We start from the raw sequence: 5406 nt of genomic DNA, 5'->3' as shown, positions 1-5406 counted from the left end.
CTCCTTTACCCCCCTTCCCTCTCTCCTCTTTCTCTCTTTTTCTCTGCTCGCCATCGCCTTTCTTGCCCTCTCTCCCCACCTCGGAGGGAGAATTTTCCCCAAGGGAAGTATGTGCTGTAGAGCCCCTAGATGCGAGGGTAGAGAGACTTAGAGGAGGACGATGGGGGAGGTGTGAAGGTGTGCTATGGGTGATTTTTTATACCTTTGTGCGTCTTTGCGCCGAGTACAAGTGGTACAAAGGTAAAGACCTACAGCCCCGAAACACGGGAGCCTACGCCGACCAATCCCTGACCTTTCCCCCCTAAAGCAAGATGCTATCCATGGAGTGCTAGCGATGGCGAGCGGATGACGTAGGTATGTTGGACTTAAATAAGTTTTTATGACGTTGAAAGGAATTCTTTTCGGCGTACTGGCCTGCGGTATGCTCCTCGTAGTGACCTCTGCAAGCACACCTCGCCCCACAGCCCATACCGGGCTAGAGGTAGGTGATGTACTACCGGAAATGAAGTCTCTGGACGTGAGGCAGCGTGGGCTACTCACCGAAGGCCAGACCCCTAAGATGACCCTTATCCACTTCTGGGCAGCTTATGATGCCGAGAGTAGAGTAGAGAACCAACAGTGGAGTCAGCTCTTCAGTGCTACACCTAGTGACAGGATTGCTTACCGAGGGATCTCCCTCGATCCTGATCAGGATGTGTACGAGCGTACGCTGACCTTAGACCAAGTGGGCAAGGAGACCCAGCAGTGTGTGCGCACTGAGATGCGTAGCGAATGTCTACGTGTGATGGGACTCCAGCAGCGACTGCACTCGTACCTCGTCGATGAGCGAGGGGTTATACGAGCTGTTGATCCTACCCCACAGGAGTTAGCGAATTATCTTTAACCCAATTATGGCAAGAGCCACAGCAGGAGGGGACGCCCTCGTTGCTGTGGCTCTTGCTCTTTTGTCTCGCCCTAGTGTCGCTCCCACTGCGCGGTGTGTAGCCCTTCGTCGTGCGGTGTGCTTGTGCCCGCTTTAGCTCCTAGGAGGATACGAAGGGGAGTAGACGAAGGGAAGTCGCCGAGGAGGTGGAGATAAGAGGGGCTATCTGGGGAGCGGGGCTACTCGACTTGGTCCTTAGGCTCGATGTCGATATTGCGACAGCCCTCTAGGAGGAACCGCTTCTGATTGGGGTGATACTTGGGGTAGGTCTTGGTGGGCTCTATCTTGTTGCCCCGCCATAGGATGCCATCGGTGCTGATAGCATGTAGCAGGGGTGTGTCGAAGGTGCGGAAGATATTGTCCTCGATGCGGATGCTCCCTGCTCCCTGCCCATAGAAGGGGTGGTGCTGGAGCGTGAGCTCGGGGATGATCGGGTGGATACTGATTACGGCTGTGGTGAACTGATAGAGGCTCGTCAAGACGTCCTGAAAGGTATTGCGACGAATCACTACCTCGCGGGTCTGCCCCGACTCATACCACATATTGTTATCCGTGCTGAAGAGGATCGCCGAGCCACTGACGTGATCAAAGGTATTCGCCTCGATGAGGACAGGGCGAGGGGTGTTGATGAGGATGCCTCGGGCACGGTTGTGCCGTACGAGGTTATGCGCGAAGACGACACTCGGGGTACGGCTGAGGTTCTCCATGCTGATGCCTCGCTCGGCATGGTAGTCGGCGGGTAGCTCCTCGTCGAAGGTGATACGTACCTCCCGTGCCCCCTCCAGCCCTCGTCCCCCTACGGAGCTGATGGCACGCACATGAAAGACACCCTCCAGACCCTGTATATCTCTCGAGGTCACCAAGCGTACAGAGTCCCCTGGGCTAGCCCACGGGAAGCCAAAGGACTGCTCGTGCATGAAGCGTCCTACCAGCGTGTGCTTGTCCTCTCGTGCCAAGACCTTGAGATAGACCCCATGGACATTAAGGGCATCATCCATCATATTCTCGAAGCGACAGTGCTGTAGGCTGACTCGACCTCGGCAGGCGACGAAGTGCGTAGCATCGGCCTGTGTGGTGAAGTACCTTCCCCCATCGGGGCGTAGCTCTACATGAAATCGCTCCAGCTCTATATCCTTGGAGTTCTGAGCCAGTAGTCCCATCCCCTCGGCATAGTGTACCGTGAGGTCGTGCAGACGGATGTCCTGACTCTCGGTGATGAAGATAGCGGGCTGAGGGCGATAGTAGGATCGGGCGGCGAAGATCGTCCCACTCGGCAGGCGGGCGTCTCGCCAGTGGGGGGCATATAGGATCGCCTCAGGCTGTCCTCCAGCGGTGGCGTAGACCTTGGCCTCCTGTGGGGAGAGCTGGCGAAGTCCCCGATTAGGAAAGCCTACATCGGAGGTGCGGTAGCGGATCTCTCGGCTCTTGGGGTCAAAGGCCATCCCGATCTCAGGGAGGGTACGCCAATTATCCCCGTAGGCCTCCAGCCGTCCACCCTCCGTGAGTCGCCACTTGACCCAAGGTGCGGGGGCAAAGGTGATCCCCTGGATCGTATCGGAGCGAAGGATGTGTAGCTGGGTGATCTGAGGGTTGGGATAGTCTATGGTCAGCCCACGTAGCTCCACCCTTCGGCAGCTGTCGAGGACAAAGGGGAGCATGCGATCCTCGAAGAGGAGTTCGCTCCCCTCACCTCGTAGGATCACATTGCGCCAGCCCTCCAGGAGCAGACCTATGGGGCGACTACCGGGGTGGTCGTGGTTGGAGATGTAGTACACACGCTCGGCGGCTCCCTGACTAGCGAAGTGGTAGCGACCGGGGGCGAAGAGGAGCTCGAGGGTGTCTCCCTCGCTCTGTAGCTCTCTGCGGAGGTCACCGAGGATCTTGCGCATGAGAGGGGTACAGCTCTCCTTCGCTCCAGCTCTCAGACCATAGGAGGAGAGGTGGATCGTACGGCGCACCGCTCCTAGGGGTAGGCTGTAGGAGAGGAGGGCGAGGAGGAGGGGGAGGAGCGGTAGGCAGAGTCTGCGGATGGGTCTATGGGGCATAATGCTCTGTGATGCAGTGGGGCGGTAGAGGGGGAAAGGGTTAAGCCCCCGAGGGTGGGGGAGAGGAAAGTAAAGTAGCTCCAGCTCCTTACTCACGTCGGGTAAGAGGGCTGGAGCTACGCTATTGGGCCTCTATGTGCTCCCAGTAGTGGCTGGGGCTGTAGAGTGGGGGCTACTTAAGCGGCTTGATACCGAGGCGTACAGGGTGCGTCATGTTCTCGGGAGCAAGCACCGTGTCAAGGTCTTCCTTAGATAGGATGCCGTGCTCGATGATCAGATCGTAGACACCACGTCCGGTCTCTAGGGCTTCCTTGGCGATCTTGGTGGAGTTCTTGTAGCCGATGATGGGGTTGAGTGCCGTGACGATACCGATGCTCTCACGTACGTAGCTGCGGCACTTCTCTTCGTTGGCTGTGATGCCATCGATGCAGAGGGTGCGGAGGGTATCGAAGCCGTTGATCATGAGGTCAATGGACTCAAAGCAGCACTGAGCCATGACGGGCTCCATAGCGTTGAGCTCCATCTGGGAGGCATCGCCAGCCATGGTGACGCAGAGGTCGTTACCGATGACCTTGTAGCAGACTTGGCTAGCTACCTCGGGGATGACGGGATTGACCTTACCGGGCATGATGGAGGAGCCTGGCTGCATAGCAGGTAGATTGATCTCACCGAGACCGCAGCGAGGGCCACTGGAGAGGAGGCGCAGGTCGTTGCAGATCTTGTTTACCTTGACTGCGATACGGCGAAGGGCAGAGCTGTAGCCGATCATCTCGCTCGTGTCGCTGGTAGCACCGACGAAGTCTGGGGTGCGGGTGATGTCCCAGCCCGTGATCTTCGCTAGAGCCTCGGTGCAGTAGTCGGCATACTCGGGCTCGGAGCAGATACCTGTACCGATAGCCGTGGCGCCCATATTGATGGCGAGGAACTGCTGAGCGGCGAAGTCGAGGTTGGCGATCTCGTGCTCTAGGATGGAGGCGAAGCCCCCGAAGGTCTGCCCAAGGGTCATAGGCACAGCGTCCTGTAGCTGCGTGCGTCCCATCTTGAGTACGTGAGCGAACTCGCTAGCCTTCTTGCGCAGGGAGTCGATCAGCTGCTGTAGGTGTGGACGGAGCTTGAGATGCGAAGCATAGAGACCCATGTGGATCGCTGTGGGGTAAGCATCGTTGGTGGACTGAGAGCCATTGACGTGGTCGTTGGGGGAGAGGTACTGGAACTGCCCAGGCTCGTGTCCCATGATCTGTAGGGCACGATTGCAGATCACCTCGTTGGCGTTCATGTTGGTCGTCGTACCTGCACCTCCCTGGATCATATCCACCGGGAATTGCTCATGATGCTTCCCCTCGAGGAGCTCGTTGCAGGCCTGGAGGATAGCGTCCTTCTGGGCATCAGAGAGGAGTCCTAGACGGTGATTAGCGATAGCTGCGGCAGCCTTCGTCCAGGCTAGGCCGTGGATGAAGAGGGGGTAGTCCGAGAGGTGGAAGCGGCTGATGCGGAAGTTCTCCTCGCCTCGTAGGGTCTGTACGCCGTAGAGGTACTCATTGCTAATCTGACGTTCGCCGATCAGATCGCTTTCTGTGCGAAAGTCTTTACCTGAGGTTGCCATAGTCTCTGTATTATCAGTTAGAATATTATATATGTATAGGATATGGTGCTGAATATCTGGAGGCAAAGGTACTGAATTTTCCCACCTAGTAGTGTGCTAGAGAGTGTCCTCGTCTAGGGGCTCTATGCTGAAACGCTCCCTTTCCCCCGATAGACAGACCAAACCGCTCCTTATTGTGCTTCTTCTCCACCTTAAAGGCTTCTTTTCTTGCCTATCTGTGATAATCTGCTTGATCTCCTAAGTGTGTCTCTAGGTGCAAGGAAGCCTCCTCCCGAGGCTCTCCCGAGGCTCTCCCCTCGCTGAGGGGAAGGAGGGTGGTCTGCGACGCTCTCCCCTCCGCTGTGGGGGCAGTGTCGCTACGGCTGAGGGGTGGGGCTGTATGACGGCTATGGCGGGAGCTTTCTCTCTGGGGCTGTCACGCACATTCTGAGAGCCCTTCCTGAGGGGTAGTAATGACCCCAAGAGCGCTCTCGGTAAGAGCGCTGTGACGCTCTCGGTAAGGGCGCTGTGACGCTCTCGGTAAGAGCGCTGTGACGCTCTCGGTAAGAGCGCTGTGACGCTCTCGGAATATTTGATATAGAGTGGGTTATGAGGGGTGAATTTACTTTCTGTCCTAGTACCATACTTATGGACAAGATGAGCGAATATGTCCCTCTGGCAGGGCTGACGCATGAAATCACCATAGTGCGAGGGCAAGGTCGTGGGGGAGCGTACGCCGAAGATAGAAGTATCCGTGTCCTAGGTGTAGAGATCCCCAGTATATACCTCCTACCTAGGAGGTATGAGTATACACGTGTGTACACAACTGTATACCCACGTGTACACAACAGTATACA

Annotated in this window: 3 protein-coding genes; 1 reads left to right on the top strand and 2 read right to left on the bottom strand. The window is 56.9% G+C overall.

The annotated features are described in order from the left end of the window. Nucleotides 1–379 precede the first annotated feature (379 nt). Nucleotides 380–883, top strand: a complete 504-nt coding sequence (locus QZ170_RS09080) for a hypothetical protein (RefSeq protein ID WP_297180198.1) — start codon at nucleotides 380–382, stop codon at nucleotides 881–883. A 218-nt stretch (nucleotides 884–1101) separates the two neighbouring features. Here QZ170_RS09080 and QZ170_RS09075 read toward each other — a convergent pair whose 3' ends face one another. Next, complete coding sequence (locus QZ170_RS09075; protein WP_297180197.1) at nucleotides 1102–2967, bottom strand: right-handed parallel beta-helix repeat-containing protein; 1866 nt, start codon at nucleotides 2965–2967, stop codon at nucleotides 1102–1104. A gap of 172 nt (nucleotides 2968–3139) precedes the next feature. After that, entirely contained in the window at nucleotides 3140–4570 is a 1431-nt protein-coding gene (locus QZ170_RS09070) for an aspartate ammonia-lyase (RefSeq protein ID WP_297180195.1), read from the bottom strand. Nucleotides 4571–5406: the final 836 nt, after the last annotated feature.

The sequence above is a fragment of the uncultured Porphyromonas sp. genome (assembly GCF_905372525.1).
Lineage (GTDB): Bacteria > Bacteroidota > Bacteroidia > Bacteroidales > Porphyromonadaceae > Porphyromonas.
This window is presented reverse-complemented; position numbering and strand designations above follow the sequence as displayed.